This window comes from Enhydrobacter aerosaccus (genome assembly GCF_900167455.1).
Lineage (GTDB): Bacteria > Pseudomonadota > Alphaproteobacteria > Reyranellales > Reyranellaceae > Reyranella > Reyranella aerosaccus.
Genome location: NZ_FUWJ01000003.1, coordinates 337,740 through 362,634, shown reverse-complemented (window position 1 = coordinate 362,634; position 24,895 = coordinate 337,740). Strand labels below are relative to the sequence as shown.

Below are 24,895 nucleotides of genomic sequence, written 5' to 3'. Positions count from 1 at the left end.
CGGTAATTCACACTTTCAACAGGCCCGCGGTCTCCTCGACCAGGGCCGCCAGATCGGAAAGACCTGCACCCGCTCGCGCAAGCGCGCTCTCGACGCGGGAGCGGAAGTCGACCGGCTTGATGCACAGGCGCTCGACGCCCGGTACCGCGCCCTTTTCGTTCAGGAGATACGTGCGGTTCAGCGCAAAAAGCGTCTGGCACAGGCAGGCAACACAGCGGAACGCGCAGCCGGCGACATAGGAAAGATCGTCCCGGCCGCGACCGTGGCTGGCATTTTCGAGCGCAAAGCGGGCTTCCCAGAAGAACGTCCTGATCAGCGCCTCGCCAAGCGCGTCGGGGTAGGAAGCGCATTTGCGGCGCGTCGAGACAAGTGCGTTCTCTGGATCCCACAGGATCTGGCAGAGCGCCAATTCGCCCATGTAGATAGCCGACACGAAGGCATGCGGGTGGCCAGGCTGATAGACGCGCTCCACTGTGCCGGCGCAGCAATCGTCGACGACCTGCCGCACCTTCTCCAGATCGCGATAGAGAAGATCGACCTTGCGGCCATCGACGGTCAGCCAGGCACCGCCATTGATCCACGGTCCCCATTCGCCGATCGCCGTCACGGAGGACCGTGCCGCGCCCGGCAGGAGCATCGCCGCCTTGGCCAGCCGGCCGACATCGATCGGATTGTCGGGCTCGTAATACAGCCCGATGTCGTAGTCCGAGTGCGCAGAGCCTTCGCCGCGGGCACGCGATCCTCCCAGAACGACAGCGCGGATACCGGGCACGCCGCCGAAGGCGCGTACCAGGCGGTCGAGCAAGATTCGGTCGTTGGAGGTGGAGTCATTCATCGCATCACTCATGTGCAAATAAACGGTTCTGCGCCACGTTGCAGCGCGGCATGGCTGGCTGGTACCACCATCGGAATACCGCCAATATGCGCACTCAACTGGGAGAATGAAGCAGATGACGAGCAGCAGCAGCTCGGAAGCAATGGTCAATGAAATGGGCGATCTCGACGGCGATTCGCTGCGGATGCACAAGGCCGGGCGTCCGGGAAAGATCGAGATTATCGCGACGAAGCCCCTGGTGACGCAGCGCGACCTGGCACTCGCCTATTCTCCCGGCGTTGCCGCCCCCTGTCTCGAGATCGCCAAGGATCCCGCCAAAGCCTACGACTACACCGTTAAAGGCAACCTGGTGGCGGTGATCTCCAACGGCACCGCCGTGCTGGGTCTCGGCGATCTCGGCGCGCTCGGCGGCAAGCCTGTGATGGAAGGCAAGGCGGTGCTGTTCAAGCGCTTCGCCGATGTCGACTGCATCGACCTCGAAGTGGACACCAAGGATGTCGACCAGTTCGTCAACTGCGTGCGCTATCTCGGCCCGACGTTCGGCGGCATCAACCTCGAGGACATCAAGGCGCCGGAATGCTTCATCATCGAGCAGCGCCTGCGCGAGCTGATGGACATCCCGGTCTTCCATGACGACCAGCATGGCACCGCCATCGTCTCGGCCGCCGGCCTCATCAATGCCCTCCACCTGACCGGCCGCAACATCAAGGACGTCAAGATGGTGGTGAATGGCGCGGGCGCCGCGTCGATCGCTTGCATCGAGCTCGTGAAGGCGATGGGCCTGCCGCACGAGAATGCGATCCTGTGCGACACCAAGGGCGTGATCTACCAGGGGCGAACCGAGGGCATGAACCAGTGGAAGAGCGCCCACGCGGTCCGCACCAAGGCGCGCACGCTGGCGGAAGCCATGAAGGGCGCCGACGTGTTCTTCGGCCTGTCCGCAAAGGGCGCGGTCACCAAGGACATGGTGAAGTCGATGGCCGACAAGCCCATCATCTTCGCCATGGCCAATCCCGACCCGGAGATCACGCCGGAAGACGTGAAGGCGGTGCGCGGCGATGCCATCATGGCGACCGGCCGCAGCGACTATCCCAACCAGGTCAACAACGTGCTGGGCTTCCCCTACATCTTCCGCGGCGCGCTCGACGTCCGCGCCAGCACGATCAACGAGGACATGAAGATTGCGGCCGCCGAGGCGCTGGCCAAGCTGGCGCGCGAAGATGTGCCCGATGAGGTCGATCGCGCCTATTCCGGCCGGCGGCTGCGCTATGGACCAGAATACATCATGCCAGTGCCGTTCGATCCGCGCCTGATCTCGGCCGTCTCGGCGGCGGTCGCGGAGGCGGCCATGAAATCCGGCGTCGCGCGCAAGCCGATTCCCAACATGGCCGAATACAAGCGCTCGCTCTCCGGCCGCCTCGATCCGACCAGCCACTGGCTGCAGAACCTGTTCGAACAGGTAAAGGCCAATCCGCAGCGCATCGTCTTCGCCGAGGGCGAAGAGGAACGGACGATCCGCGCCGCCGTGGTGTTCCGCGACAACGGCTACGGCACGCCGATCCTGATCGGTCGCGAGGAGCAGGTGCGCGAGACGATGAAGTCCCTCGGCATTACCAACACCGACGGACTCGAGATCCACAACGCCCGCCTGTCGACGCGCAACACGCCCTATACCGACATGGTCTACAAGCGCCTACAGCGCGACGGATTCCTGCGCCGCGATGTGCAGCGCATGGTGAATCAGGGCCGCAACGTCTTCGGCGCCTGCATGGTGGCGATGGGCGATGCCGACGGCATGGTGTCCGGCCTCACGCGCCGCTTCCCCGAGTGCTACACCGACATCAGGCATGTGGTCGACGTCGATCCCGGCAAGGTGGCGATGGGCTACTCGGTGATCGTCTCGCGCCACGGTACCGTGTTCCTCGGTGACACATCGATCAACGAGACCCCGACACCGGAGGAGCTGGCCACCATCGCCAAGCAGATGGTGAAGAGCGCGCGCATGATGGGCCACGAGCCGCGCGTCGCCTTCCTCTCCTTCTCCAACTTCGGCAGCCGGGAGATCGAACGCATCGACCGCATCCGCAAGGCGATCCGCATCCTCGACGCCGAGAAGGTCGACTTCGAATATGACGGCGAGATGCAGGCCGACATGGCGCTCGACCACGCACTGATGAAGGCGACCTATCCCTTCTGCCGCCTGACCGGGCCCGCCAACGTGCTGGTGATGCCGGGGCTCCATTCCGCGCACATCGCCTCGCGCCTGATGCAGAGCCTGGGGGGTGTGACCGTGATCGGGCCGGTGATCGACGGCCTGCAGAAGCCGATGCAGATCGTGGGCATGGGCGCCACGGTCAGCGACCTCGTCAACCACGCCGCGCTCGCCGCCTATGGAGCGCTCAGCCGACGGAGCTAGCCATGTCCGATCTCGTCATCCGCGGGGCCACCCTCATCGATGGCCTCGGCAACGAACCGCGCCGTGCCGATCTGTCCGTGAAGGATGGGCACATCGAGGCGATTGGCGAGATCAAGGACAGAGCGGCCGAAACCATCGATGCCGGCGGCCTCGTGCTGGCCCCCGGCATCGTCGATGTCCACACGCACTATGACGCCCAGATCACCTGGGATCAGACTCTCTCGCCCTCCCCGTCGCTGGGCGTCACCACGGCGGTGATCGGCAATTGCGGCTTCGGGATCGTGCCGGCGCCGCCCGCCGCGCGCGATCTCGTGATCCGCAACCTCTCGGTCGTCGAAGGCATGGATCTCGAGGCGCTCCGCACCGGCATCCAGTGGGATTTCGAGAGCTTCGGCCAGTACATGGACATGCTGCGCCGCCGGCCGGCCTACGCCAATGTCGCGGTTCTGGCCGGCCACTCCACGATCCGCACGGCCGTCATGGGAGAGGCGGCCTCGCAACGCGCGGAGGCGACGCCGGAAGAGCTGGCGCGCATGAAAGCGATGGTGGCCGACGCGATGGCACAGGGAGCCATCGGACTGGGCGCCTCCTATTCGCTCAATCATTCCGGCTATGGCGGCGTGCCGATGCCGTCGACCATCGCGCCGATGTCGGAGCTCGATGCGCTGGTCGGCGCGATGGGACCGCGCTGCAAAGGCGTCATCGCCATCGCCTCGGGCGTGAAGACGCCGGAGGAACTGGAGCCGATGGCGGCGAAGTACGGACGACCGTTCTTCCAGGGCACCGGCATGGCGATGTACAATGAGCAGGAGCCGCAACGCGCCATCCGCATCTTCGATGCCTGCGCCGCCGCCATCCATCGCGGCAACGGGCTCTATGTCCAGATCCCCTGCCAGCCGCTGTCGTTCGATTTCACGATGGCGAACGCCTATCCCTTCTACAGCCATGCCGCCTTCGATCCGATCAAGGCCTACACGCCGGAGCAGCTGAAGGCCGTGTTCCGCGATCCGTCGTGGCGCGCCCAGTTCCGCGACAACGCGCGCAACCCGCGGCCCGGCATGATCTTCCAGGGCAACTGGGATCGCGTGATGGTGGCGGTGGCGCAAAAGCCCACCAACGCCCGCTACGTGAACCGCTATCTCGACGAGATCGCCCGGACCGAGCGGCGTGACCCGCTCGACGTCATGCTCGATCTGGCACTCGACGAGGATCTTGGAACCGCCTTCCTCGGTCGCTTCCTCAATGTCGGCGACGACGGCGTGGCGCGGCTGCTGAAGCACGAAGCGGGCGTGGTGGCGTTGAGCGATGCCGGCGCCCACCTGATCTACATGTGCGATGCGGGATTTGGCCTGCATTTCCTGTCGCACTGGGTGCGCGAACGAGGCGATTTCGATCTCGTCGAAGGCGTCCGACGGCTCACCAGCCATCCGGCGGATCTTTATGGCATCCCCAATCGCGGGCGCATCGCCATCGGCGCTCAGGCCGACCTGTTGCTGTTCGATCCCGCGACCGTCGGCGTGAGCCCGGCCGAGCGTGTGGCCGATCTGCCGGGTGGAGGCCGCCGGACCATCCGCCGGCCGACCGGCGTCCACGGCGTGTTCTGCAATGGCGTGAAGACCTTCGACGGCAAGGACTATGTGCGCCACGCCAAGGGACCCGGCCATGTCCTCGATCGCTTCGCTCCGTCACAGGGCCGGCATGTCGCCCTCGCGGCGCAGTGACTTGACCGCATGACCTTCCAGACGTGGTGGCTCTATCTCGGCGCGGTCATCCTGATCAGCGCCACGCCAGGCCCCAATGTCCTCTATGTCACGACGCGCAGCATCCGCTTCGGCTTCGGCGCCGCAATGCTCGGCATGACAGGCTGCCTGCTGTCCCTGACGGTTCTGCTGGTCGCTTCGGTGGCCGGCGTCAGTGCCTTCATGCTCGCTGTGCCCGTCGCCTTCGAGGCCCTGAAGTATGCCGGCGCCGCCTATCTGATCTATCTCGGCATCCAGACGTGGCGGTCGCCTGTGGACCCACCCGTCATTGCGGCACCGTCGCGCGAAACCAACGACCGCACAGTGGATCGCTGGACCTTGCTGCGCGGTGGTTTCCTCGTCGGCATCAGCAATCCCAAGCTGCTGGTGTTCGCCGCCGCCTTCTTTCCGCAATTCATGACGCCGAACGCGCCCTGGGCCCCGCAATTCGGCCTGCTGGTCGCGACGTTCCTCGCCGTCGAAGCCTTCTTCTACATGCTCTATTCGCTGAGCGGTCGGCGATTCGCGACTCACCTCATGCAAGGTGCCTGGCTGCGTCGCGTCAATCGCGCCAGCGGTGCGATCTTCTGCGGTTTCGGTGTGGCCTTGCTGCGTTACAAGCCATAGCGCTTTGCGCCCCTCTCCCCGCGGTATAGGATTTTCATAAATAAATCGCCTGGGAGGGCGCGCCATGTCGACGATCATGAAAATCAGCAGTCGGAGTCTGTCCGCAATTCGGCGGCGGAGTCTGGTGACGGGCGGGATGGCGGGCATCCTGGCGAGCGGGCTTGCCCCCACCTTTGCCCGCGCCGAAGCAAAGAAGCTGGTCTTCGCGCATATCAATGCCGTGCCCGAGTCGGCAGCTGTCGCCTTCGACTGGATGGCGGGCGAAGTGAAGAAGCAGTCGAACGGCGAGCTCGACATGCAGTTCTTCGGCTCGACCTTGCTCAGCAAGGAGCTCGACATCATGAATGCCGTGAAGTCCGGCAACATCGCTATGGGCAGTCCGGCCGGCGCCGCGGCAACCATCTTTCCGGAGATGGGGGTGTTCCTCGTGCCCTATCTCGTGAAGAGCTACGACCAGGCCTACAAGATGTTCAACGGCCCGATCGGCGACAAGATGGACAAGGATTTCCAGCAGAAGTACGGCGTGAAGACTCTCTGCTACTTCGATTACGGCTTCCGCCACTTCTGGACCGGCAAGAAGGCGATCGTCGAGCCGAAGGATCTGCGCGGCGCCAAGATCCGTGTCCAGCAGGCCAAGGTGTTCGGCGACACGATCAACGGCCTGGGCGGTAATGCCGTGCCCATGGCCTGGGGCGAGGTGATCTCGGCGGCAAAATCGGGCGTGATCGACGGCGGCGATCTTCCCATCGTGAACATGATGGCGCTGAAGATCTACGAAGTCTCCAAGTACGCCTCGCTGACCTATCACAATTACGGCCCGACCAATGCGGTCATGAACCTCGCTGTCTGGAACGGCCTGACGCCGGCCCAGCAGAAGCTGATGCTGGATCTCAGCCGCGAAGCACAGCGCCGGATCCGCGATCTCACAGAGTCGGTCGACAATTATGAGAAGGCGAAGGAACTGCTCGAACCCAAGGGCATGACGGTGGCCAAGGCCGACGTCGAGGCCTTCCGCAAGGTCGCTGAGGCGAAGATCTGGCCGGCCTACAAGAAGCAATACAGCGAGATGTGGGACGAGATCGCTTCGTTCAAGTCCTAGCCGACCTCGACATCCCGGGGCGATGCCGCGGGACTTTCACCCAACTCGAAGCCTGTGTCATCCTGGGACGACAATGATGAAGTTCATCGCCGCGATCCCCAAGCTCGTCGTTTCCCTGCTGCTGATCGCAGCGATCGTCAACCTGTTGATCGGCGTGTTCCTGCGCTACGTCATGATTCCGGTCACGGATTGGCTCGACCTGGATCCGATCCCCTTCACCTGGGTCGAAGAAGTGGGCGAGATGATGCTCGCCTATCTGACCTTGATCGGCGCGGCGATCGGCGTGCGTGAACGCGCACACTTCACGCTGCACGTCCTGCATCTCACGCCGCGCGGCCTGCTGTTCGTAGAACGCATCCATTTCGTTCTGGTCGCCGCGCTCGGTTTGCTGGTGGCGTGGTTCGGCGTCAGGCTGTGCATTCTCAACAGCACACTCACCACGCCGGGCCTCGAGATCAATCTCGCCGTCCTTTATGGATCTGCGGTGATCGGTGGAGTCCTGCTCGCGATCTATGCCGCCTCCATGGTGATCGCACCGCCGCCCCGCTTCCCCACTGCACACTGAGGATCGAACGGCATGTTGTTGCTTCTGGTCGCCGCGATCTTCGTCGTCCTGATCGTCTTCTCGATGCCCATTGTCTTCGCCCTCGGCGTCTCCGCCGTGGCAGGGCTATGGATCGGCGGTTACGACATGCAGGTCCTGTCCTCGAGCCTGGTATCGGGCTCGCAGAGCTGGGTGCTGCTGGCCATTCCCGCCTTCGTCTTCGCCGGCGGCCTGATGGAACGCTGCGGCATGAGCCATGCCCTAGTCGATTTCGCCCGCGCGCTGGTGGGCTGGGTCAAGGGCGGGCTCGGCATGTCGGTGATCGTGGTCGCCTATTTCTTCTCCGACATCTGCGGCTCGAAGATGGCCGAGGTCTCGGCGCTGGGCTCGACCCTGATGCCGCCGCTCACCAAGGCCGGCTACAAGCGCGAGGACTCGGCATCACTGATTGCCGCCGGCACGGCGATGGGCATGCTGGTGCCGCCAGCGATCTTCATGATCGTGATCGCACAGGTCACGAACACGTCGGCGGTCGCGCTCTTTCTCGCCGGCTTCGTGCCTGCGGCCGTCATCATGCTCTGCCTGATGGCCTTGGTCTGGTACCGGGCCCGCAAATACGATTGGCCGGTCGACACGCGGCCGGATCTGACCTTGCTCACCACCACGGCACGGCGCGCCGCGATTCCGCTCGTCATTCCGATCGTCATCCTGGGCGGCTTCATCGGTGGCGTATTCACCGCGACGGAAGCGGGCGCGGTGGTGGCGGCTTACGCCTTCGTCGCCGCGCGCTTTTACTATCGCAACGTCAGTTTTCGCGAGATGGGCAAGCTTGCCTACGAGAGCGCGATCCTCACCGCATCGGTCGTGTTCCTGCTCGCCGTCGCGTCGGTGTTCCAATACCTGATGGGCGTTTCCGGCGTGCCGAAGCTGCTGGCGGAGGTATTGTCGCCGCTGCACTCGATGCCGTGGCTGTTCCTGCTCTGCACCGCCGCCATCACCATGATGTTCGGCATGGTGCTGGAGGGTCTGCCGGCGGCGGTGGTGCTGATTCCGGTGGTGTTCCCGATCGCCGAGAAGATGAACATCAACCCCTACCACTTCAACATCGTGCAGACGGCGGCGGTGGGCATCGGCCTGTTCCTGCCGCCGATGGGGGTAGGGCTGCTGATGGCGCTCAAATTCGCCAACCTGACCGTCGGCCAGCACTGGCGCACCTACATGCCCTACATCGCCGCACTGCTGTTCGGCCTGCTGCTGATCATCCTGTTCCCGGACATCGCGCTTTTCCTGCCGCGCGCTGCCGGCGCCATCAACTAGGGCTGGCAACTAGGGCTGGCAGGCGTCGAGACGTGCGTAACGGTCAGGCGATGATTCTTGCCGTCGCGGGCCGACCAGGAGATCGACTGGCCGACGCCTAGGCCGATCAAGGCTGCTCCGATCGGAGTCATGACCGAGATGCGGTGCTGGTCGAGGCTTTCGTCGGCAGGATAGACGAGCGTCATCGTACGCACCCGGCCGTCGTCCGACTCGAAGGTAACGGTCGAGCCCATCCGCACCACGTGAGGAGGCACCGCCTCATCCTCGACGACCTTGGCCCGATCCATCTCGGCCAGCAGCTCCTCGGCGACCTCCGGAAGGCGCTGCATGGAGGCATTGGCGAGATCGATCAGCCGCTCGTAGTCGGCGTTGCTCACGATGATCTGTGGAACTGAACGGCTCCGCACGACGTCACGCATCGGGAAGGCCTCTGAAGCAAATTGTGGAACGAAGAAGAAGGGCGCAGACGCGCAAACGCACGATGGCGCGCGCCATCGTCACCAAAACGTAAGGAGCCAGGGCCGGGATTTCAACCCGGCCCGGAGGGGCTATTTGGTGGGCTTGCTCAGGCCACCGCGGGCGCGGCGTGCTTCGTAGGCCTGGACCACTGCATAGGCCATGCGCAGGTTCGGTGCGGCAATGCCATGCTTGCGCGCCCGGCTCAGCATGTCGCCGATGACGTGGCGGCCCTCGATGGCCCCGCCCTTCTCGAGATCGCCCAGCATGGAGGCCGCGAAGGCCGACCCGCGCTTGGTCAGATAGACCTTGAGGTTTTCGATGCCCTTGTCGCCGGGATCGAAGCCTTCGGCGCGGGCGACGCGGCGGCATTCGTCGACCGTCTCGAGCATCAGCGCTTCGCCATCATCGGCCGACAGGATGTCGCCGGTGGTGCCACGCAGCGTGCAGCACATCGATGCCAGCGACGTGAGCATGATCCACTTGTCCCAGAGGTCCTGGTTGATCTTGTCGTTGAGGCCCCCTTCGATGCCAGCCTTCTTGCACAGTGCATCCAGCTCCCCGAGCGACGCCCGCACGGGCTTGCCCGAACGCTCGCCGAAGGAGACGCCGGCGAACGGGCTGGTATGCAGCACCTCGCCGTTGGGACCGAGCATGCCGCCGATGCGGGCGAGGCCGCCCGCCACCTTGTCGGCGCCGAACTTGTTATCGAGTACATCGAGATGCGCGAGCCCGTTCAACATCGGCACGATGGTCGTGTGCTCGCCCACCGCCGGCGCGATCGCCTCGATCGCCGAATCGAGGTCGTAGGCCTTGCTGGCGAGGATGACGATATCGTAGGGCCCGCCTTCGCTGCCCTTGGTCACCACCTTGACCGGCAGCACCGCGTCGCCTTTCGGGCTCTTGATCACGAGACCTTCGGCCTTGACCTTGGTGGCGCGCGGCTCGCGCAGCAGGAACGTCACGTCAGCGCCGGCCTGATGCAGACGGCCGCCGAAATAGCCGCCGACCGCACCGGCGCCGAGGATCAGGATCTTCATTTGGCAGTGCTCCTTTGCGCGACCCAATCGCTCAGCCACGTGGCGAGGTCGTCGGTCTGATGATGGATGTGATCCAGGTTGGTATCGGCGGCCCGCTTCACGCTCTCCTCGGTCCGGATCCACACCGTGCGCATGCCCATGTCGTGCGCCGGCTTGAGGTTGGCCGAGACGTCGTCGGCAAAGGCCGCGCGCGTCGGGTCGACGTCATGCTTCACCACGAGCTTGTCGTAGATCGCCTGGTGGGGCTTGGGCCAGTAATCGCCGGCGACGATGTCGAAGATCGCCTCGAAATGATGAGCCACGCCCAGCCGCTCCATGACGCGCTCGGCATGCGGCACGTCACCCGCGGTAAAGACGATCTTGCGGCCGGGCAGCGCCTTCAGGGCAGCGTCGAGTTCCGGGCTGGCGGGCACCGGCGAATAATCGATGTCATGCACATAGGCGAGCATGTGCCGCGGGTCGACGCCATGCAGGGTCATCATGCCCCGCATCGAGGTGCCGTGATCGCGCCAATACTGCTTCTGCACGCGTCGCGCCTCTTCGACATCGACCTTGAGCCAGTCGGCAATGTAGCGGCTGATGCGGACATCGATCTGGGCAAACAGATTGCACCGCGCCGGGTAGAGCGTGTTGTCGATATCGAACAGCCAGACGTCGGGATCGTGTTTGGGAGCGGCCATTTGGGGATTTTGCTTAATCGCGGTCCGTGCGCTTGTCGAGCGGGCAGCCTATAAGAAGCCGCAATGGATATTCTCGTTTATGCCTTGCTGGCGCTAATCGCCCTACTGCTTGTCGGGCTGCTTGTCCTGCTTCTGCGCCGGAACGATGCGGGCGAGACCGAGGCCGTCCGGCGTCATCTTGAGCTGGCGCTGAGCCAGCAGGCCGAGACCGTTCAGCGGGTCGAGCGATCGCTGCGCGAGCAGGAACAGGCCCTGAGCAAGGTCGTCAGCGAGCGGCTGGACCGCAACGAGAAGGCCACCGGCCAGGTCGTCAGCGACCTGCGCGAGCGACTGGCCCGGATCGACGAAGCGCAGAAGAAGATCGGCGATCTTTCCACGCAGGTCGTCGGGCTGCAGGAGATCCTCTCGAACAAGCAGGCGCGCGGCGCCTTCGGCGAAGTCCAGCTGAACGACCTGGTGCAAAACGCCTTGCCCCCCTCGGCGTACGAATTCCAGTGCAGCCTGGGCAACGGCTCGCGGGTCGACTGCCTGCTGCACCTGCCCAACCCGCCCGGCTCGATCGCCATCGACGCCAAGTTCCCGCTCGAGAGCTACCGGCAGCTTCGCGCCGTCGCCCCGGGCGACACGCAAGGGCTCGCCGTTGCGCAACGCGCCTTCCAGCAAGCGATGCGCAAGCATATCGGCGACATTCGCGACAAGTACATCGTGCCCGGCGAGACGGCCGAGTCGGCTTTGATGTTCCTGCCCTCGGAAGCGGTCTATGCCGAACTGCATGCCAACTTCACGGCGATCGTCGAGGAGTCCTACAAGGCCCGCGTCTGGATCGTCTCGCCGACCACCATGATGGCCACGCTCAACACGGTCCGCGCGGTCCTGAAGGACGTCCGCATGCGCGAGCAGGCGGGCGAGATCCAGAAGGCGGTCGGGCTGATGCTCGAGGACGTCCGCCGGCTCGACGATCGCGTCACCAATCTCAAGAAGCACTTCGCCCAGACCGAGAAGGATCTGCGCGACATCGACACCTCGACCGACCGCATCACCAAGCGCGGCCAGCGTATCCTGGATACCGACCTCGGCGAAGGCCCGACCCCACTGCCGCCCAAGGCCTAGTCCCGGCCCGTCCCACCGCGTCTCACCCGGTGGGACACGTCCGATGCCGATGGCATCGGCCTTTTGCGCCGGTCGTCCCGCTTTCTGCCACCCCCACCCGAATCGCGGCGAAGGAAAAAGCGGATTTCCCGAAAACCGCAAAATGGAGTCCGATCAAGAGGTCGACGCGATTCCAGCCGGCTTTTCGGGAATCCCCGAAACGACGCGACGGGACCGCGGCGCGGCAGACGGTGCGGGCGGCGATGCAGGATGGAGAGACGGCGGAGGGCATGGCGTATTCGACCGGAGCTGGAGCGACGCCGCCATTTTACCCTTCGATCTTCACCCCCCGATTATGGTCACCACGCTGCCGACGGCGCGGAGCAGAGGCCGGCGTCAGCCCCACGGGCCGCGGCCGCCAGTCTGCGGGACCGATCCGCCGGCACGGGCGCGGGTCGTCGTCCCGTAAGCGGGAGCCGGCGTCATGGACGACGCCATCGCCTGCAGGCGCGCAATGCGCTCTTCCATCGGCGGATGGGTCGAGAACAGGTTCGCCATGCCGCCGCCGGACAGCGGGTTGTCGATATAGAGATGCGCCGTCGCCGGATTGGCTTCCGCCGTCGCGTTGGGAATGGCCTGGGTCCCCGCATGCAGGCGCGCCAAGGCCGAGGCCAGCCATTCCGGGTGACCCGATATCTCGGCACCCATCCGGTCCGCCTCGAACTCGCGGCTGCGGCTGATCGCCATCTGCACCAGCGTGGCGGCCAGCGGCGCCAGAATCATGGCCGCGATGGCGACGATCGGATTGACCAGCGGCCGGCCATTCTCGTCGCGGCCGCCGCCGAACAGGCCGCCGAAGGTCGCCAGCATGCCGATCGCACCGGAGAGCGTGGCGGCCACCGTCATGGTGAGCGTGTCGCGGTTCTTCACGTGGCCGAGCTCATGGCTCAGCACGCCGATCACTTCCTGCCGGTTGAGGTGCCGCAGGAGACCGGTGTTGACGGCGACCGCCGCATGCTCCGGGCTACGGCCGGTGGCGAAGGCGTTGGGCTGGTCCTCGTCGATGACATAGACGCGCGGCATCGGCAGGCCGGCGCGCTGCGTCAGCTCCTGCACGATCCCGTAGAGCTCGGGCGCCTCCTGCGGCCCGACCTCATGCGCATTGCTCATGCGCAGCACCAGGCTGGCCGAGTTCCAGTAGGCAAAGACGTTCGTGCCCAGGGCCACCAGCAGGGCGATCACCAGCCCGTTATGGCCGCCCAGCATATAACCGACCGCGAGAAAGAAGGCCGTGAGCGCCGCAAGAAGCAGCGCGGTCTTCACATAGTTCATGCCCGGAAAGATGGCTCCAGACTGTGGCGAATCAAGGCGCGGGACGGCATCATGGGGCCATGACCCAGGATGAAAAGCCCGCCGCCACGGCGGAGACCCCGAAGGCGGAGCCGGCCAAGCCCGCCGCCCCGGACAAGCCCAAGAAGGTCGAGGAAATCGGCGGCCCGCCCGGCCCCGAACCGACCCGCTACGGCGACTGGCAATTCAACGGCAAAGTGACCGACTTCTAGGACCGATCGGTCAGGCCGTGCCGCAGAGCCTGCCTGCTGCGCTGGAGACGAGTAACGCCATGAGTACATCGAAGAGCATCTTCCATCCCAGCTTCAAGGCCCGGCCGTGGTGGTGGGAAGCCTGGACGCCCAACAACGCCCTGTCCCAGGACCCGCCGGCGAAGACCGACGTGGTGATCGTGGGCGCCGGCTATGGCGGGTTGGCAACGGCGCTCGAGCTTCGCCGCAACGGCATCGATGCCGTGGTGCTGGAGCGCGGCGACTTCGGCGTCGGCGCATCGACCCGCAATGGCGGCATGATCTCGGGCGGCGTCAATCTCGGCAAGGGGCTGGGTGGCAAGAACCAGGCAGCGGAGGAATTCGCGCGCCGCAAGGCCGAGTTCCTGGGCGCCGGCGCCGATTCGCTGTCGGTGATCGAGGACATCATCGCGCGAGAGAAGATCGAGTGCGGCGTGATCAAGAAGGGCCGTTTCGTCGGTGCCTGGACGCCCCGTCACTATGACGAGCAGGCGGCCAAGATCGAGATGTTCAACAAGTACGCCGATGTCGGGGCCGAGATGATCCCGCGCGAACGGCAGCGCGAGATGATTTCGTCCGATTATTACTTCGGCGGCATGTATGCGCGCCGCTCCGGCCACCTGCATCCGGCGCTCTACTACAAGGGCCTGTTGGAGGCCGCCCATCGCGCCGGCGCGATCCTATGCGCCAACGTGGAGGCGGAGCGGACGGAGAAGGTTGGCACCGGTTGGCGCGTGCTCACCGCAAAGGGCCCGATCCAGGCCAAGGAAGTGGTGATCGCCACCAACGGCTATACCGGCGATCTGACGCCGCGCCTCAAGCGCCGCGTCGTGCCGGTGGCGAGCCACATCATCGCCACCGAGGAACTGCCGATGCCGGCGACGGAGCTCATTCCGGAGCTGCGGTCGATCGCCGACACCAAGCGGGTGCTGACCTATTACCGCCCCTCGCCGGACGGCAAGCATATGATCTTCGGCGGCCGTGCGCGTTTCACGGCCGCGCCGCCCGAAGTCAGCGCGCCGGTGCTTTACCAGTACATGATCGACCGGTTCCCGCAGCTCAAGGGCATCCGCATCACCCATGTCTGGACCGGCAATGTCGCCTTCGCTCTCGACTACATGCCGCACATGGGCACCGATCAGGGCCTGCACTATCTGCTGGCCTGCAACGGCAACGGCGTCGCCATGATGACCTATCTCGGGACCCAGACGGCCAAGAAGATCGCCGGCGGCTCCAACGCGCCCATCAATCCCTTCGACGGCCGCGACTTTCCCGACAACCCGTTCTACAACGGCGATCCATCCTGGATCCTGCCGCTGATCGGCGCCTGGTACCGCACACGCGACTGGATCGACCGCAAGCGAGCCGCCTGATGACTCCCCTTCCCGTAACGCTGTCCGATGTCCGGGCAGCGGCCGACCGCATCCGCGGCGCGATCGTTCGCACGCCCTGCCTGCGCAGCGAGACCCTGTCGCGCATCTTCCATGCCGACATCTGGATCAAGTTCGAGAACCTGCAGTTCACCGCCTCGTTCAAGGAGCGCGGTGCACTGAATACCCTGCTGCAGCTCACAGCGGACGAACGCGCGCGCGGCGTGATCGCCATGTCGGCCGGCAACCACGCCCAGGGCGTGGCCTATCACGCCGGACGGCTCGGCATTCCCGCCACCATCGTGATGCCGTCCTTCACGCCGAACACCAAGGTGAGCCACACCCGCGCCCATGGCGCGACCGTCGTGCTCCACGGCGAGACGCTGGCCGAGGCGGCGGCGGAAGCGCATCGCCTGGCGGCGGCGCGCGATCTCGTCTTCGTCCACCCCTATGACGATGCGCGCATCATCGCCGGCCAGGGCACGATCGCCCTTGAGATGCTCGAGGATGCGCCGCAGCTCGACACCCTGGTCATACCGGTCGGCGGCGGTGGCCTGATCGCCGGATGCGCCGCCGCCGCGCGCGGCCTGAACCCCGGGATCAAGGTGATCGGCGCCGAGGCGGCGGCCTATTCGGCCATGCGGCAGCTCCTGGCCGGGCAGCCGGTGTCGGTCGGCGGCGATACGCTGGCCGAAGGCATCGCCGTGCGCGACATCGGCGAGCTGACGCTTGGGCTGGCGCGCGCCCTGGTCGATCACGTCGTGAGTGTCGACGAGGTGGCGATCGAGCGCGCCATCTCGCTGCTGCTCGAGGTCGAGAAGACAGTGGTCGAGGGTGCGGGCGCGGCCGGCCTGGCGGCGCTGGTTGCCGCCCCGGACTCGTTTGCCGGCCGCAAGATCGGGCTGGTCCTGAGCGGCGGCAACATCGACACGCGCCTGCTCGCCTCGGTGCTGCTGCGCGGCCTGGTGCGCGACGGCCGCATCGTCCGTCTGCGCTGCATGATCGGCGACCTGCCCGGCCAGCTGGCCCGGGTGGCGGGCCTGATCGGCAAGGCCGGCGGCAATATCGTCGAGGTGCAGCACCAGAGATTGTTCGGCAGCGTGGTCGCCAAGCGCGCCGAACTCGACGTCACCGTCGAGACCCGCGACCGCGAGCACGTCAAGGAACTGGTGAAGGCACTCGAGGGCGACGGCTTCGCCGTCCGTGTGCTGGAGGGCGCCGATATCTGACGTGCATTCGGCGTCGCCCGAAACAAAAGCATGACGTCCAGGGCAAAGATCGTGCGGTCCCAACTCAAGGAGACCGCCATGACAATCACGGTTTTCATCCGCTATCGGATCGATCCATTCCAGCGCGAGGCGTTCGAGGCTTACGCCCGCCGCTGGCAAACCATCATACCGCGATGCGGCGGCGACCTGATCGGCTACTGGATGCCCCATGAGGGCACCAACAATATCGCCCAGGCGCTCATCGGCTTCGAAACTCTCGCAGCCTATGAAGCCTATCGGGCACGGCTTCGGGCCGATCCGGAGGCGACCGCCAATTTCCGCAACGCCGAAGAGCAGCGTTTCATCCTGGAGGAAGAGCGCACTTTCCTAAGGCCTGTCGGTCCGGCCTGACTCGCGCCAAAGCGCCGCTTACATCGGGGCGGGGGTAGAGCTAAAAGACCGGCCATGTCCGCCCATAGCTACACCCCTTCCCCCACCCCCGATCTGGCCCGCATCGAACGGGCGCTGATCTCCGTTTCCGACAAGGCCGGCCTGGTCGAGCTGGGCAAGGCGCTGGCGGGCCATGGCGTCGAATTGCTCTCGACGGGCGGGTCCGCTAAGGCCTTGCGCGACGCCGGGCTCAAGGTCATCGAGGTGAGCGACCATACCGGCTTCCCCGAGATCATGGATGGGCGGGTGAAGACGCTGCAGCCCTCGATCCACGGCGGCATTCTGGCCCGGCGCACCGACGAGGGACACAGGAAGGCGATGAGCGATCACCGGATCGCCCCGATCGACCTGGTGGTGGTGAACCTCTACCCCTTCGAGGCCACGGTCGCCCGCGGCGCCGACTTCCCGACCTGCGTCGAGAACATCGATATCGGTGGGCCGGCCCTGATCCGTGCCTCGGCCAAGAACCACGACTTCGTCACCGTCGTTGTCGACCCCGCCGACTACGACTCGGTCCTGGCCGAGCTCGCCGCCAACAAGGGGGCGACGACCCTGGCGCTGCGCCGCAAGCTCGCCGCCAAGGCCTATGCGCGGACCGCCGCCTACGACTCGGCGATCGCCAACTGGTTTGCCAAGCAGCAGGACGAGCTGTTCCCCGAGCAGCTCACGCTTGCCGCCAAGCGCGTACAAGTCCTGCGCTACGGCGAGAACCCGCACCAGAAGGCCGCTTTCTATTCCGACGGCAGCAACCGGCCGGGCGTCGCCACGGCGCGCATGGTCCAGGGCAAGGAGCTTTCCTACAACAACATCGGCGACACCGAGGCGGCCTACGAATGCGTGGCCGAATTCAAGGAGCCGGCGGTGGTCGTGGTGAAGCACGCCAATCCCTGCGGCGTGGCGATCGGCAAGGACCAGCAAAGCGCCTATCTCAAGGCCTATGCCTGCGATCCGGTCTCGATCTATGGCGGCATCGTCGCCGTCAACCGGACACTCGAGGCGGTGACGGCAACCGACCTCGCCAAGCGATTCCTGGAAGTGATCATCGCCCCCGATGCCACGCCCGAGGCACTGGAGATCCTGGCACGTCGCAAGGATGTTCGCGTGCTGCTTGCCGGCACGCTGCCGGACCCGACGAGCGCCGGCATGACGCTGAAAAGCGTTGCCGGCGGCTACCTCTTCCAGAGCCGCGACAACGGACGGGTCGCGAGGGCTGACCTCAAGGTCGTCACGAAGCGCGTGCCGACCGAACAGGAGATCAACGACATGCTGTTCGCCTTCACGGTCTGCAAGCATGTGAAGTCGAACGCCATCGTCTATGCCAAGGACGGCGCGACCGTCGGTGTCGGTGCGGGCCAGATGAACCGCCGCGACTCCTCGCGCATCGCGGCCATTCGCGCCGCGGAGTCCGGGGAGATGGCCAAGCTGGCGCAAAGCCCCGCTATCGGCAGTGTGGTTGCTTCCGACGCGTACTTCCCCTTCCCGGACGGCCTGCTGGCGGCGGCAGAGGCGGGCGCGACGGCCATCATCCAGCCCGGCGGCTCGATGCGCGATCAGGCGGTGATCGATGCCGCCGACGAGGCGGGATTGGCGATGGTGTTCACGGGAATGCGTCACTTCCGGCACTGAGCCGATCCACACACATTCCCCTCATCCGCCCGGAATATGCCGGGCGGGCCCCAGATTGCGCTTGGCCTGGAAGGCCCAGCGCCAACCGCCTAACACGCGACTTTGTTGTTAGGCGTACTCAGGCTCCGCAACCGGAGCAGCGATCTCGGTGACGTCGATAAGATTCCGCGTGGAGGGGAGCATCACCGCTGTCAGACCGCGATCGAGACGTTGCAGCGACACTTCGATTCCATTGGAAAACCTTACCGCATCCTTGTGCGGGCCGGTTTCCAGACGCGTCATCACGACATCCTCGACGGGGCCGACGCCATAGGCCTTCTGCACCGTCTCGCCGATACCTTCCAGGCGCAACTTGCTATCGGCCGCCACGCACACGGCCAAGTCGCAGGTCTGTCCCGAGGTAAATCCCATTGAGCCACTGGCAAAGCGCTCAAGGGTGAGTTTCTCACCAGCTTCGGCAGGTCGTGACTGATACGCTTCGAGTGAGTAATCACACATATCGACCTCCTCTAGAGTAAGACTCAACTCACAAGTGGGGCGCCTGCCCTCCTCTTCAAGACTGCATTCGCCCCAAATAGAAACACGCAAGAAGCACGCCGTGTTCCTTCTGCTTTTGATGGGATCGAATGGCGCCGGCACTCACGGCCGGCAAAGTTTGCGCTAAGTGGCCGCCCCGACAGAGAAAGCGAGCGGCAACACGGTGACTTCGAGAGGCAGACGACCAACCGTCTCACCGTCGACATCGACGAGAATATCCACATCGGCCTCGAAGCGGAATGATCGTCCGCGCGTCACTCTCACCTTGGAGTGATGAATATGTGTGCCGCGATGGAGCTTAGGCATGATCGCCGTAAGCATGCCGGCGCGGGAGATGTCGCCCATCTCGACGAGGTCGAGCACACCATCATCGAAGAGTGCGCCTGGCATGAGTTTCATGCCGCCACCGCCATTCTCCGTATTCGCCACGATCGCGGTGAAGAGTCGTCTCGGCCCTTGCGGCACGCCATCGATGGCGACAAGCACGGAATGGTTGCGGTATCCCAATGTCACAACCGGCGTCATCAGAAGGTACGCAGCGGGTCCCAACTTCTTGATCCAACGCGATTGCGACGTGCGATGACTGATCGCCGCGGCGGCGCCCAGGGACACCATCAGATAGCCGAAGCGCTCGATAGGCCGACCGTCGAGACCGGAACAGCGGATGCGCAGCAGATCGATGGCTTTGCTGCCTGTCCCCGCCGCGGCGTCATAGGCGCGGTCGGCGTCTGGGAGATGGCCAAGCGCTCGATTGAGTTCGTTGGCCGTACCGGCAGGGATCGGGCAGATCACCGCGTCCGGTTCGATCAGCCGGCCAGACCTGTCGAGCAGGCCGTTCAGCACTTCGTTGACGGTGCCATCGCCACCCACCGCGACGAACCTTCGGCTGCCCGACAAAAGGGCCTGGCGCGCCAGATCAGTGGCGTGGCCCGGGGCCGTGGTGAAGCACGGTTCGAAGTCGCCAAGGCGCGCGGCCAGCCTGGCGCAGATCGCCGGCCAACGACGGCCGGCGCCGCCCTTGTTGGCGGCGGGATTGACGATGACTGTGGAACGCGGGTCCGTCACAGGCGGGGAGCCACCTGGTCCGCCAGCAGGCGGAAACTCTCGCGGCTGAGGGGCGCGCAGATCAGGTAGGTGAGGCCGATCTCTTCCTTCAATCGCGCGACCTTGTCGACGACCGCCTCGGGCGTGCCGTGCAGGATCACGTTGTCGACGTAGTAATCGACGGGGTCCCGGCCGTCGTAGTTTCGCCGGACCTGCATCGACTTGCGATGGGTATGCTGAGGACCGGCGTAGGCATCGAGCAGCCACTGCGCGCCACGCCGGGCAATCGCCGCCGCTTCCGCCTCTGTCGCGGCCAGCGCCAGCAGGCGCGCCATCGGGATGTCGCGATCCTTCTCGGAGAAGCCGGCTTCGGTGAGCTTGTCGGCATACAGGCGACGCTTGCGGCCGAGTTCCTCGATCGAGGCGTGCGGATCCATCAGGATGGAGAAGCCGCGGCCCGCTGCCCACGCGATCGCCTCTTCCGACGTTGCCGCCATCCACACCGGCGGATGCGGTCGTTGCAACGGCTTGGGCAGCACCTCGACTTCGTCGAACGAGAAGTGCCGCCCGTGGTAGGTCAGCCGGTCGTCACGCCACGCCGCCAGCACGATCTCGACGGCCTCGCGAAAGCGCTCTCCGCTTTCTTCCGGCGGCACGCCGAACGCCGCGAATTCCGAATGAGCGAAACCTCGGCCCGCACCCCAGTTCACGCGGCCGCCGGACAGCACATCGAGCAGTGCCACCTCCTCGGCGAGCCGCAGGGGATGATAGAGCGCAGCAAGCGACACGGCGGTCCCGATCCGCAGGCGCGTCGTCCGCGCCGCCGCCAGCACGCCCAGCATATGCACCGACGGACAGACGCTGAAAGTCGTGAAGTGATGCTCGGCCAGCCACACCGCATCGAAGCCGCCGCGGTCCATGATCTCGATGCGCTCGAGCGCGCGGGCATAGACGTCCTCGAGTGGCCCATGCCGACCGGGCCAGCTGAAGAACTGAAGCACGCCGAGCTTCATGCTTCCTCCCGATGCTTTATCGATTTGTTGCTCGCATCAGGCGGGGCGGAAGGAGGAAAGTCAATCGAGCCGATGCTCCGGCAGCACAAGCGCGTCTCACTCGCGGCGATCGAACCTGATGGCGACGGCCTGAGCACCCTGCGAAACGCAAGGGGTGATCACCTGGTCATGGAGCGCTACGGTGGCGCGAGGAATTGGGGAAACTCGTGCCGTGACGCTGCTTCTCGATCGATGGTGTTGCCGCCGGCTCTTGCGCTTGCCGAGCCCGACGATCCCCGTGTGACATCCCGGCCAACAACGAGGAGATACCCATGGCAGATGCCATCGATGATCTGTTCCGCCGCTTCGGCAAGGCCTTCAACAAGGCGGATGTCGAGGAGATCGCTGCCTGCGTGACCGACGATTTCGAATGGCGCCTGGCCTCCGGCACTCAGCCGTCGGGCCGGGTTCTGAAAGGCAAGGATGACCTGCGGCGCCATTTCGCCGACAAGAGCCAGGCCCATCGCGAGGCCCGCTATTCCGAGGCGCGCATTCATCGCGCCGGAGACAAGCTGTTCGGGACGTTCCGCGTCACCGGCATCGACGCCCAGGGCCAGGCCTTCGATCGCTACGGCATCGACCTCTACGAACTGCGCGACGGGAAGATCGCGCTCAAGGACAGCTATCTCAAGGGAGACTGACGTGAACGATACGGTGCTCTGGAAGGTCGATGGTCGCGGCGTGGCCACCGTCACGCTCAACCGTCCTGCAGTGAACAATGCCTATAACGGCGACATGATCGCCGGCCTGCATGCCGCGATGGATGCCCTGGCGCAGGAGCCGACGCTGCGCGTCGTCGTCGTCACCGGCAATGGCAAGCATTTCCAGGCGGGTGCCGATCTCGCCTGGATCAATACCGTCGCCAAGCAGACGCCGCGCGAGAACGACGAGGTGAGCCGCCTCACGGCGGAGGCGATCCGCCGGCTCGATACCTGTCCGGTGCCGACCGTGGCGCTGATCCAGGGTGGATGCTTCGGCGGTGGCACCGGCATTGCGGCCGCCTGCGACATCGTCGTCGCCAGCGAAGACGCGATCTTCTCCATCAGCGAGACCCGCTGGGGGTTGATGGCGGGCATCATCCTGCCTCAGCTCTGCCGCGCCATGGGCGTCCGGCAGGTGCGCCGCTACGCCCTGACGGGCGAGCGTTTCGGCGCTGCGGATGCGCGGCGGATCGGCTTCGTGCACGAGGTCTGTCCAGCCGACGCCCTGCGGGGCACCGGCGACAAGATCGTCGATGCGATCCTGATGAATGCGCCAGCCGCCACCACGGCAACCAAGCTCCGCACCCTGGCTTCGGCCGATGCCTTCGTCGACGACGGCGAGATGCGGGACCTGATCCAGGAGCATGCCCGCACGCGCCAACTCGCCGAAGCCACCGAAGGGCTGGCGAGCTTCAAGGAGAAGCGCAAGCCTGCCTGGTATCCAGGCTGACGGGTCTTCCGCGTAATCGCGCTTTCGTCAGTCCAGCCCTTCGAACAACGGCGTCGACAGATAGCGCTCGGCGAAGTCCGGCACGATGACGACGATACGCTTGCCGGCATTCTCCGGCCGCGCGCCGACCTGCAGCGCGGCCGCTACCGCCGCGCCACCGGAAATGCCGATCGGAATTCCTTCCTGAGCGGCCATTCCGCGGGCGGTCTTGAAGGCGGCGTCGTTGGACACTTTCACGACTTCGTCGATCACCTTGCGATCGAGAATGTCCGGCACGAAACCGGCGCCGATTCCCTGGATGGGATGCGGCGTGTGCTGGCCGCCGGACAGGACCGGGCTGGCCTCAGGTTCGACTGCGATCACCTTGGCCGAGGGAACCTTGGCCTTCAGCACCTTGCCGACGCCGGTGACCGTACCGCCGGTGCCGACGCCGGCGACGAAGATGTCGATCTTGCCGCCGGTGTCGCGCAGGATCTCCTCGGCCGTGGTGCGGACATGCACCTCTGGATTGGCCGGGTTCTGGAACTGCTGCGGCATGAAGCTGTCGGGCACTTCCTTCAGAAGCTCCTCGGCCCGGGCGATGGCGCCCTTCATGCCCTTCTCGCGCGGCGTCAGTTCGAGGCGCGCCCCCAGGAAGCGCAACATCTTGCGCCGCTCGATCGACATCGATTCGGGCATGGTCAGGATGATCTTGTAGCCGCGCGCCGCGGCCACGAAGGCGAGGCCGATGCCGGTATTGCCGGAGGTCGGCTCGACGATGGTGCTGACGCCGGGCTTTAGCTTCCCGGCCTTCTCGGCGGCGTCGATCATCGCCACACCGATGCGATCCTTCACCGACGACATCGGATTGAAGAATTCGAGCTTGGCCAGGATCTCGGCCCGAGCGCCCGCTTCCTTCGGCAGGCGATTGAGGCGGACGAGCGGCGTCGCCCCCATCGTCTCGGTGATGTCGCCATAGATGCGACCACGGAAAGGGGAAGTCGATGTCGTATCGGTCATTGCGTCACTCCGCGGCTGCCGCGCGTTGCGCGGTGATATCGGGCGTCAGGCCATAAGTCGTGAAGGTGCGATTGAGCGCCGGCATGGGGCAGGCTTCGAGATGTCCCTCGGCGGGACGCATGAGGATCATGGCGGAGGTGGCAACGATGGCGCCACGGTTGTTCGGCCGCGGCGGGCGGCACACCGACCAGGGAGACGCATAGTCATCGAAGAAGGCCTCGCGGAAGTCCTCGAGCGTGAGCTTGCCGCGCTTCGGCGACAGATGGTCGCGAACGCGACGGTCGCGATAGATGGAACACGGCGTCTCGGCGAGGCCGGTATCCTTCACCTTTGCCCGTGCGGGCTCGGAAATCCAGTGATTGGCATGGACGTAGATCCCGTCGTCCGGCGCCAGCCAGAATGTCTCGTCCGGTGCGCACTCGAAGCCGAACGCCTCGCCACCGCAATGGCTGACTGCCATGTGGTTGGATCCGAGCTTGGGCGTAGCGAAGATCGTGCGGACGGCGTCAGCCAAATAGGCGCTTTCCAACACCTTGCGGCGGATGAACGGCAGCGGCACGCCCAGGCCCCGCTGATAATCGCGGTCGCATTCGAGGGCATTCGCAGTGAGGCCGATACCGGCCGAGTTGAGGCCGGACCGCGCCAGGCCGCCGGCCTCGGTGAAGGTCAAGATATCGGGCCCGTCATCGCGGCGGATGCGCAGCACGACACCGGTCTCGGCGCAGTCGGCGCGCCAGTCCCAGTTTTGACCGTGCAGCAGGACACCGTCGGCACTCGCCGACGGCAATGCCAGGGCCGCGGTGCAGCCGTCTGGAAAATGCTTTTCGATATGCTGCCTGCGCGCCGCCACCACCAGTTCCGTGCGCGCGTTCATCAGCACGATACCGGCGAAGGGCTGGCCGGAGCCTTCGGCTATGCCACGCATTTCCTCGACATAGCCGGGATCGAACTTGTCGATCGTCGGGACCAGCGCCTCGGCCCGGCGTTCGAGATCCTTCCAGGCGACACCGCTGGCGAGAAGGGTCTCGGCATACATGGCGATGCCGCGCTTGATGCGGTCCGGGACCGCCTGGCCATGCTGGCGGCCGCGCTCGCGCGGGCTGCCGGTGAGATCGATCAGAGGAAATGGCGCATAACTCATTACGGTCTCCCAAACAGCGCTTGCCTGAAGCGATCCTTGAGATGGGCGCCATCCTGCGGCGGCATCACGAACTCGAGCTTCTCCACCATCACCTTGACGAGGCGGAAGACGGGACCCTTCTTGCTGCGCGCGTCCTTGACGAGCTGCAGCACCTCGCCCTCGTCACGCACAATCAAACTGTCGGTGATGCCGCAGCCCTTGGCGATCAGGCTGAGATCGGTGCCGGCGCCTGATTCAGTCGGGCCGTTGTTGCGCGGCGACGTGTGCGTGGCCTGGTTGCCGGTCTCGCCGAACTTCTCGTTATCGAGCACGACGATGGCGAGATTGTCCGGCTGCTGACTGGCGACCGTGGCGAGCGAACCCATGCCCATCAGCATGTCGCCGTCGCCGGTAATCACCAGGACCCGCTTGGTTGGCTGCGCGAGGGCGAGGCCAAGGCCCATGCAAACGGTGGCGCCCATCGCGCCCCATAGCGGCATGTTGAGCGGCCGATCGCCAGCTTCGGTGATGTCCCAGTTGGACGAGCCGAGGCCGGCAATCACGAGCAGATTGTCGTCGGCTCCCTCGAGGAGCTTCTTGACGAGCGGGCGGCGGCGCAGCGTGGCTTTGCTCATG

At 65.3% G+C, this 24,895-nt stretch carries 25 protein-coding genes; 14 read left to right on the top strand and 11 right to left on the bottom strand.

Features of this window, described 5'->3' with window-relative positions; all coding sequences use genetic code 11:
• Positions 1 to 7: 7 nt before the first annotated feature.
• The gene (locus B5D62_RS17060) at positions 8 to 835 is read right to left on the bottom strand and encodes a nucleotidyltransferase domain-containing protein (protein ID WP_085935105.1); all 828 of its coding nucleotides are present in this window, start codon (positions 833 to 835) and stop codon (positions 8 to 10) included.
• A gap of 106 nt (positions 836 to 941) precedes the next feature.
• Between B5D62_RS17060 and B5D62_RS17055 the strand changes: the two genes are divergently transcribed.
• From B5D62_RS17055 to B5D62_RS17030, 6 genes are all read left to right on the top strand, one after another.
• Positions 942 to 3,251 carry an NADP-dependent malic enzyme gene (locus B5D62_RS17055; RefSeq protein ID WP_419188789.1) on the top strand — a complete coding sequence of 770 codons (2,310 nt, stop codon included), beginning with the start codon at positions 942 to 944 and terminating at the stop codon, positions 3,249 to 3,251.
• A gap of 2 nt (positions 3,252 to 3,253) precedes the next feature.
• Entirely contained in the window at positions 3,254 to 4,972 is a 1,719-nt protein-coding gene (locus B5D62_RS17050) for an N-acyl-D-amino-acid deacylase family protein (RefSeq protein ID WP_085935104.1), read from the top strand.
• A gap of 9 nt (positions 4,973 to 4,981) precedes the next feature.
• Positions 4,982 to 5,617 carry a LysE family translocator gene (locus tag B5D62_RS17045; protein ID WP_085935103.1) on the top strand — a complete coding sequence of 212 codons (636 nt, stop codon included), beginning with the start codon at positions 4,982 to 4,984 and terminating at the stop codon, positions 5,615 to 5,617.
• Between the two features lie 64 nt (positions 5,618 to 5,681).
• Entirely contained in the window at positions 5,682 to 6,716 is a 1,035-nt protein-coding gene (locus B5D62_RS17040) for a TRAP transporter substrate-binding protein (protein ID WP_085935102.1), read from the top strand.
• A 76-nt stretch (positions 6,717 to 6,792) separates the two neighbouring features.
• Complete coding sequence (locus B5D62_RS17035; protein WP_170920983.1) at positions 6,793 to 7,281, top strand: TRAP transporter small permease; 489 nt, start codon at positions 6,793 to 6,795, stop codon at positions 7,279 to 7,281.
• A 12-nt stretch (positions 7,282 to 7,293) separates the two neighbouring features.
• The gene (locus B5D62_RS17030; RefSeq protein ID WP_085935100.1) at positions 7,294 to 8,577 is read left to right on the top strand and encodes a TRAP transporter large permease; all 1,284 of its coding nucleotides are present in this window, start codon (positions 7,294 to 7,296) and stop codon (positions 8,575 to 8,577) included.
• Here B5D62_RS17030 and rnk read toward each other — a convergent pair.
• From rnk to B5D62_RS17015, 3 genes are all read right to left on the bottom strand, one after another.
• Positions 8,574 to 8,996: a nucleoside diphosphate kinase regulator gene (gene rnk, locus B5D62_RS17025; RefSeq protein ID WP_085935099.1), complete on the bottom strand. Its 423-nt coding sequence runs from the start codon at positions 8,994 to 8,996 to the stop codon at positions 8,574 to 8,576. The two genes, B5D62_RS17030 and rnk, sit on opposite strands and share 4 nt — an antisense overlap.
• A gap of 129 nt (positions 8,997 to 9,125) precedes the next feature.
• The gene (gene panE / locus B5D62_RS17020; protein WP_085935098.1) at positions 9,126 to 10,073 is read right to left on the bottom strand and encodes a 2-dehydropantoate 2-reductase; all 948 of its coding nucleotides are present in this window, start codon (positions 10,071 to 10,073) and stop codon (positions 9,126 to 9,128) included.
• Positions 10,070 to 10,753 carry a pyrimidine 5'-nucleotidase gene (locus B5D62_RS17015; protein WP_085935097.1) on the bottom strand — a complete coding sequence of 228 codons (684 nt, stop codon included), beginning with the start codon at positions 10,751 to 10,753 and terminating at the stop codon, positions 10,070 to 10,072. Before B5D62_RS17015 ends, panE begins: the two co-directional genes overlap by 4 nt.
• A 63-nt stretch (positions 10,754 to 10,816) precedes the next feature.
• Here B5D62_RS17015 and B5D62_RS17010 point away from each other — a divergent pair, with 63 nt between their 5' ends.
• Complete coding sequence (locus B5D62_RS17010) at positions 10,817 to 11,863, top strand: DNA recombination protein RmuC (RefSeq protein ID WP_085935096.1); 1,047 nt, start codon at positions 10,817 to 10,819, stop codon at positions 11,861 to 11,863.
• 375 nt (positions 11,864 to 12,238) lie between these two features.
• Here B5D62_RS17010 and htpX read toward each other — a convergent pair whose 3' ends face one another.
• The gene (gene htpX / locus B5D62_RS17005; protein WP_085935095.1) at positions 12,239 to 13,174 is read right to left on the bottom strand and encodes a zinc metalloprotease HtpX; all 936 of its coding nucleotides are present in this window, start codon (positions 13,172 to 13,174) and stop codon (positions 12,239 to 12,241) included.
• Positions 13,175 to 13,233: 59 nt separating this feature from the next.
• Between htpX and B5D62_RS17000 the strand changes: the two genes are divergently transcribed.
• The 5 genes from B5D62_RS17000 (at position 13,234) to purH (ending at position 18,076) form a co-directional block, all read left to right on the top strand.
• A complete protein-coding gene (locus B5D62_RS17000) occupies positions 13,234 to 13,404 on the top strand; it encodes a DUF1674 domain-containing protein (protein ID WP_085935094.1) in 171 nt (56 codons plus the stop codon).
• Between the two features lie 59 nt (positions 13,405 to 13,463).
• Positions 13,464 to 14,795, top strand: a complete 1,332-nt coding sequence (locus tag B5D62_RS16995; RefSeq protein ID WP_085935093.1) for an NAD(P)/FAD-dependent oxidoreductase — start codon at positions 13,464 to 13,466, stop codon at positions 14,793 to 14,795.
• A complete protein-coding gene (locus tag B5D62_RS16990) occupies positions 14,795 to 16,021 on the top strand; it encodes a threonine ammonia-lyase (RefSeq protein ID WP_085935092.1) in 1,227 nt (408 codons plus the stop codon). The genes B5D62_RS16995 and B5D62_RS16990 overlap by 1 nt, the downstream gene beginning before the upstream one ends.
• 78 nt (positions 16,022 to 16,099) lie before the next feature.
• Positions 16,100 to 16,411, top strand: a complete 312-nt coding sequence (locus tag B5D62_RS16985) for an NIPSNAP family protein (protein ID WP_085935162.1) — start codon at positions 16,100 to 16,102, stop codon at positions 16,409 to 16,411.
• A gap of 54 nt (positions 16,412 to 16,465) precedes the next feature.
• Positions 16,466 to 18,076 carry a bifunctional phosphoribosylaminoimidazolecarboxamide formyltransferase/IMP cyclohydrolase gene (purH, locus tag B5D62_RS16980; protein ID WP_085935091.1) on the top strand — a complete coding sequence of 537 codons (1,611 nt, stop codon included), beginning with the start codon at positions 16,466 to 16,468 and terminating at the stop codon, positions 18,074 to 18,076.
• A gap of 108 nt (positions 18,077 to 18,184) precedes the next feature.
• On the opposite strand, the gene B5D62_RS16975 is transcribed toward purH, so the two are convergent.
• From B5D62_RS16975 to B5D62_RS16965, 3 genes are all read right to left on the bottom strand, one after another.
• Positions 18,185 to 18,574: a hypothetical protein gene (locus tag B5D62_RS16975; RefSeq protein WP_139373932.1), complete on the bottom strand. Its 390-nt coding sequence runs from the start codon at positions 18,572 to 18,574 to the stop codon at positions 18,185 to 18,187.
• Positions 18,575 to 18,736: 162 nt separating this feature from the next.
• Entirely contained in the window at positions 18,737 to 19,678 is a 942-nt protein-coding gene (locus tag B5D62_RS16970) for a diacylglycerol/lipid kinase family protein (RefSeq protein ID WP_170920982.1), read from the bottom strand.
• Positions 19,675 to 20,670, bottom strand: coding sequence for an LLM class flavin-dependent oxidoreductase (locus tag B5D62_RS16965; RefSeq protein ID WP_085935089.1), 996 nt, complete (start codon positions 20,668 to 20,670; stop codon positions 19,675 to 19,677). Before B5D62_RS16965 ends, B5D62_RS16970 begins: the two co-directional genes overlap by 4 nt.
• 311 nt (positions 20,671 to 20,981) lie before the next feature.
• Here B5D62_RS16965 and B5D62_RS16960 point away from each other — a divergent pair, with 311 nt between their 5' ends.
• Together B5D62_RS16960 and B5D62_RS16955 are read left to right on the top strand one after the other, a co-directional pair.
• Positions 20,982 to 21,350 carry a nuclear transport factor 2 family protein gene (locus B5D62_RS16960; protein ID WP_085935088.1) on the top strand — a complete coding sequence of 123 codons (369 nt, stop codon included), beginning with the start codon at positions 20,982 to 20,984 and terminating at the stop codon, positions 21,348 to 21,350.
• A gap of 1 nt (position 21,351) precedes the next feature.
• Positions 21,352 to 22,140 carry an enoyl-CoA hydratase-related protein gene (locus B5D62_RS16955; RefSeq protein ID WP_085935087.1) on the top strand — a complete coding sequence of 263 codons (789 nt, stop codon included), beginning with the start codon at positions 21,352 to 21,354 and terminating at the stop codon, positions 22,138 to 22,140.
• Between the two features lie 27 nt (positions 22,141 to 22,167).
• Here the strand turns inward: B5D62_RS16955 and cysK are convergent, their stop codons facing one another.
• Genes cysK through B5D62_RS16940 form a run of 3 tightly spaced genes read right to left on the bottom strand, consistent with a single transcriptional unit; the run spans position 22,168 to position 24,894 of the window.
• A complete protein-coding gene (gene cysK / locus B5D62_RS16950; RefSeq protein ID WP_085935086.1) occupies positions 22,168 to 23,139 on the bottom strand; it encodes a cysteine synthase A in 972 nt (323 codons plus the stop codon).
• Between the two features lie 4 nt (positions 23,140 to 23,143).
• On the bottom strand, positions 23,144 to 24,280 hold the full coding sequence (locus B5D62_RS16945) for a C45 family autoproteolytic acyltransferase/hydrolase (RefSeq protein ID WP_085935085.1): 1,137 nt from the start codon (positions 24,278 to 24,280) through the stop codon (positions 23,144 to 23,146).
• Positions 24,280 to 24,894, bottom strand: coding sequence for a thiamine pyrophosphate-dependent enzyme (locus B5D62_RS16940; protein ID WP_085935084.1), 615 nt, complete (start codon positions 24,892 to 24,894; stop codon positions 24,280 to 24,282). Before B5D62_RS16940 ends, B5D62_RS16945 begins: the two co-directional genes overlap by 1 nt.
• Position 24,895 lies beyond the last annotated feature (1 nt).

Excerpts from the sequence above, each read along its gene's own strand:
- B5D62_RS17060 (WP_085935105.1), bottom strand. The coding sequence starts at position 835 with ATGAATGACTCCACCTCCAACGACCGAATCTTGCTCGACCGCCTGGTA.
- B5D62_RS17055 (WP_419188789.1), top strand. The coding sequence starts at position 942 with ATGAAGCAGATGACGAGCAGCAGCAGCTCGGAAGCAATGGTCAATGAA.
- B5D62_RS17050 (WP_085935104.1), top strand. The coding sequence starts at position 3,254 with ATGTCCGATCTCGTCATCCGCGGGGCCACCCTCATCGATGGCCTCGGC.
- B5D62_RS17045 (WP_085935103.1), top strand. The coding sequence starts at position 4,982 with ATGACCTTCCAGACGTGGTGGCTCTATCTCGGCGCGGTCATCCTGATC.
- B5D62_RS17040 (WP_085935102.1), top strand. The coding sequence starts at position 5,682 with ATGTCGACGATCATGAAAATCAGCAGTCGGAGTCTGTCCGCAATTCGG.
- B5D62_RS17035 (WP_170920983.1), top strand. The coding sequence starts at position 6,793 with ATGAAGTTCATCGCCGCGATCCCCAAGCTCGTCGTTTCCCTGCTGCTG.
- B5D62_RS17030 (WP_085935100.1), top strand. The coding sequence starts at position 7,294 with ATGTTGTTGCTTCTGGTCGCCGCGATCTTCGTCGTCCTGATCGTCTTC.
- rnk (WP_085935099.1), bottom strand. The coding sequence starts at position 8,996 with ATGCGTGACGTCGTGCGGAGCCGTTCAGTTCCACAGATCATCGTGAGC.
- panE (WP_085935098.1), bottom strand. The coding sequence starts at position 10,073 with ATGAAGATCCTGATCCTCGGCGCCGGTGCGGTCGGCGGCTATTTCGGC.
- B5D62_RS17015 (WP_085935097.1), bottom strand. The coding sequence starts at position 10,753 with ATGGCCGCTCCCAAACACGATCCCGACGTCTGGCTGTTCGATATCGAC.
- B5D62_RS17010 (WP_085935096.1), top strand. The coding sequence starts at position 10,817 with ATGGATATTCTCGTTTATGCCTTGCTGGCGCTAATCGCCCTACTGCTT.
- htpX (WP_085935095.1), bottom strand. The coding sequence starts at position 13,174 with ATGAACTATGTGAAGACCGCGCTGCTTCTTGCGGCGCTCACGGCCTTC.
- B5D62_RS17000 (WP_085935094.1), top strand. The coding sequence starts at position 13,234 with ATGACCCAGGATGAAAAGCCCGCCGCCACGGCGGAGACCCCGAAGGCG.
- B5D62_RS16995 (WP_085935093.1), top strand. The coding sequence starts at position 13,464 with ATGAGTACATCGAAGAGCATCTTCCATCCCAGCTTCAAGGCCCGGCCG.
- B5D62_RS16990 (WP_085935092.1), top strand. The coding sequence starts at position 14,795 with ATGACTCCCCTTCCCGTAACGCTGTCCGATGTCCGGGCAGCGGCCGAC.
- B5D62_RS16985 (WP_085935162.1), top strand. The coding sequence starts at position 16,100 with ATGACAATCACGGTTTTCATCCGCTATCGGATCGATCCATTCCAGCGC.
- purH (WP_085935091.1), top strand. The coding sequence starts at position 16,466 with ATGTCCGCCCATAGCTACACCCCTTCCCCCACCCCCGATCTGGCCCGC.
- B5D62_RS16975 (WP_139373932.1), bottom strand. The coding sequence starts at position 18,574 with ATGTGTGATTACTCACTCGAAGCGTATCAGTCACGACCTGCCGAAGCT.
- B5D62_RS16965 (WP_085935089.1), bottom strand. The coding sequence starts at position 20,670 with ATGAAGCTCGGCGTGCTTCAGTTCTTCAGCTGGCCCGGTCGGCATGGG.
- B5D62_RS16960 (WP_085935088.1), top strand. The coding sequence starts at position 20,982 with ATGGCAGATGCCATCGATGATCTGTTCCGCCGCTTCGGCAAGGCCTTC.
- cysK (WP_085935086.1), bottom strand. The coding sequence starts at position 23,139 with ATGACCGATACGACATCGACTTCCCCTTTCCGTGGTCGCATCTATGGC.
- B5D62_RS16945 (WP_085935085.1), bottom strand. The coding sequence starts at position 24,280 with ATGAGTTATGCGCCATTTCCTCTGATCGATCTCACCGGCAGCCCGCGC.
- B5D62_RS16940 (WP_085935084.1), bottom strand. The coding sequence starts at position 24,894 with ATGAGCAAAGCCACGCTGCGCCGCCGCCCGCTCGTCAAGAAGCTCCTC.